At 67.2% G+C, this 3,264-nt stretch carries 2 protein-coding genes; both read right to left on the bottom strand.

Going from position 1 to position 3,264, the window contains the following annotated elements:
* Positions 1-72: 72 nt before the first annotated feature.
* Positions 73-2,652 carry a bifunctional aconitate hydratase 2/2-methylisocitrate dehydratase gene (acnB, locus tag AC1D01_RS26655; protein WP_477871733.1) on the bottom strand — a complete coding sequence of 860 codons (2,580 nt, stop codon included), beginning with the start codon at positions 2,650-2,652 and terminating at the stop codon, positions 73-75.
* Positions 2,653-2,813: 161 nt separating this feature from the next.
* On the bottom strand, positions 2,814-3,264 hold a 451-nt coding region (locus AC1D01_RS26650; RefSeq protein WP_477871731.1), incomplete at its 5' end, for a hypothetical protein.

Here is a 3,264-nt window from a genome sequence, read left to right as displayed (position 1 = left end):
AAGACCGCACCGGCCGGCGAGCCACAGCCTCCCCGCMCGCGCCTTTGTCGCGTGGAAGAGGAGCCCGAGGCATCAAGCCTCGCTGTATTCCTTGATGCGATCGAAGTTGAGGTACTGATAGACCTTGTCAGAGGCCGCCGTCAGCACCCCCATGTCAGCCATGTACTCGTCCTTCGTCGGAATGCGCCCCAGCTTCGAGCAGATCGACGCCAGCTCAGCCGAGCCGAGGTAGACGTTGCTGTTCTTGCCCAGCCGGTTCGGGAAGTTGCGCGTGCTCGTCGAGAACACCGTCGCGCCTTCCTTCACCTGCGCCTGGTTGCCCATGCACAGGCTGCAGCCCGGCATCTCCATGCGCGCGCCCGCCGTGCCGAGCACGCCATAGTGGCCTTCCTCGGTCAGCTGGTGCGCATCCATCTTGGTCGGCGGCGCCACCCACAGCTTCACCGGGATGTCGCGCTTGCCCTCGAGCAGCTTGCTCGCCGCACGGAAATGGCCGATGTTCGTCATGCACGAACCGATGAACACCTCGTCGATCTTCGCGCCCGACACCTCGGCCAGCGTCTTCACGTCGTCCGGGTCGTTCGGGCACGCGACGATCGGCTCGTGCACGTCGGCCAGGTCGATCTCGATCACCGCCGCATAGTCGGCATCGGCATCGCCCTTCAGCAACTGCGGGTTCGCCAGCCACGCCTCTTGCGCAGCGATGCGGCGCTCCAGCGTGCGCGCGTCCGCATACCCCTGCGCGATCATCCACTTCATCAGCGTGATGTTGCTGTTGATGTACTCGATGATCGGTTCCTTGTTCAGGTGCACCGTGCAACCGGCCGCCGAACGCTCGGCCGACGCGTCGCTCAGCTCGAAGGCCTGCTCCACCTTCAGGTCGGGCAGCCCCTCGATCTCGAGGATGCGGCCCGAGAAGATGTTCTTCTTGCCCTTCTTCTCGACCGTCAGCAGCCCCTGCTTGATCGCGTACAGCGGGATCGCGTTGACCAGGTCGCGCAGCGTGACGCCCGGCTGCATCGTGCCCTTGAAGCGCACCAGCACGCTCTCCGGCATGTCCAGCGGCATCACGCCGGTGGCCGCCGCGAACGCGACCAGGCCCGAACCCGCCGGGAAGCTGATGCCGATCGGGAAACGGGTGTGGCTGTCGCCGCCGGTGCCCACGGTATCCGGCAGCAGGAAACGGTTCAGCCAGCTGTGGATCACGCCGTCACCCGGGCGCAGCGAGATGCCGCCTCGCGTGCTGATGAACTCCGGCAGCTCGTGGTGCATCTTCACGTCGACCGGCTTCGGATACGCGGCCGTGTGGCAGAAGCTCTGCATCACCAGGTCGGCGCTGAAGCCCAGGCAGGCCAGGTCCTTCAGCTCGTCGCGCGTCATCGGGCCGGTCGTGTCCTGCGAGCCGACGCTGGTCATGCGCGGTTCGCAGTAGGTGCCCGGGCGCACGCCCTGCTGCTGGCCGTTGACCACCGGCAGGCCGCAGGCCTTGCCCACCATCTTCTGCGCCAGCGAGTAACCCTTCTTCGTGTCGACCGGGCTCTGCGGCAGGCGGAACAGCGTCGACGGGGCCAGGCCCAGCGCCTCGCGCGCCTTGGTGGTCAGGCCGCGACCGATGATCAGCGGAATGCGGCCGCCGGCACGCACCTCGTCGAACAGCACGTCGCTCTTGAGCTTGAACTCGGCGATCACCTGGCCGTTCTTCAGCGCCTTGCCGTCATAGGGGCGCAGCTCGACCACGTCGCCCATCGACATCTGGCTCACGTCCAGCTCGATCGGCAGCGCGCCGGCGTCTTCCATCGTGTTGTAGAAGATCGGGGCGATCTTGTTGCCCAGGCACACGCCGCCGAAGCGCTTGTTCGGCACGTAGGGAATGTCTTCGCCGGTGAACCACAGCACCGAGTTGGTGGCCGACTTGCGGCTCGAGCCGGTGCCGACCACGTCGCCCACATACGCCACCAGGTTGCCCTGGGCGCGCAGGTCCTCGATGAACTTGATCGGGCCGCGCTTGCCGTCTTCTTCCGGCGTGATGCYGGGGCGTGCATTCTTCAGCATCGCCAGCGCGTGCAACGGGATGTCCGGGCGGCTCCACGCGTCGGGCGCGGGCGACAGGTCGTCGGTGTTGGTCTCGCCGGTCACCTTGAAGATGCCGACGGTGATGCTGGTCGGCACTTCCGGCCGCGAGGTGAACCACTCGCCGTCGGCCCAGCTCTGCAGCACGGCGCGGGCGTGGTCGTTGCCCTTGTCGGCCTTGGCCTTCACGTCGTGGAACTGGTCGAAGATCTGCAGCGTGCCCTTCAGGCCCTTGGCGGCCACGGCACCCAGCGCGGGGTCGTCGAGCAGGTCGATCAGCGGGCTGATGTTGAAACCGCCGAGCATCGTGCCCAGCAATTCGGTCGCCAGTTCGCGCGAAATCAGCGAATTCGTCTCGGTGCCATGCGCCACGGCCGCCAGGTACGAGGCCTTCACCTTGGCCGCATCGTCCACGCCCGCGGGCACGCGGTGCGTCAGCAGGTAGACCAGGTTGGCACCTTCACCGGCCGGCGGCGCCTTCAGCAGCTCGATCAGTTCGGCGGTCTGCGCGGCCGACAGCGGCAGCGGCGGAATGCCGAGGGCAGCGCGTTCGGCGACATGTTGGCGATAGGCTTGAAGCATGCGGTTCTCCGGGGGCAATGACGGTCAGGAAAAGGAAAGCCCTGCAGCCGCATTGCGCGGATCTGCCAGGCGCCGGCCACCGGTCGTCGTCGCGACCCGGGGCACAAGGAACGAAAAACGGGGGCAGCGGCGCTGGCTCGATCTCCGGAGACCGTCGGCGATTACTTGCCGGCGGCCGCCGCGGCAGCGCGTTGCTTCTCGTGGACGCAGCCGTCGACCAGGCGCTGGCCGGCCTTGGTGTCCATCAGCATCGACTTGTTGGCGATCTGCAGCAGCAGCGCCACGCCCTTGACGTCTTCCAGGCGCAGCGCACCCGTCGACGACGACACCGGCTTCATCGTGAACAGCTTCTTCCCGAAGGCCACGTCGACGTAGCCGGGGAATTTCGGGTTCATCGAGACGTCGATCTTCTGGTTGAACTCGCAATCGTACGGGCCGAACAGCGTGCGCTCGGCGGCGTCGAGCTGGGCCTGGTCGGCTTGCGGCAGCGTGGCCTCGGCCTTCTTCGGCGGCGCCTTCTTCGCCGGGGCGGCGGCCGCGGGCTTCGCAGCCGGCTTTGCCGGGGTCGCGGGATCGGCAGCCATCGCGGCAGCCGAGGTCAGGCCAACGGCC

The organism is Rhizobacter sp. P3_B12 (assembly GCF_056402895.1).
The sequence above is the reverse complement of the archived record's forward strand: the minus strand, read 5'-3'. Positions and strand labels throughout refer to the sequence as shown.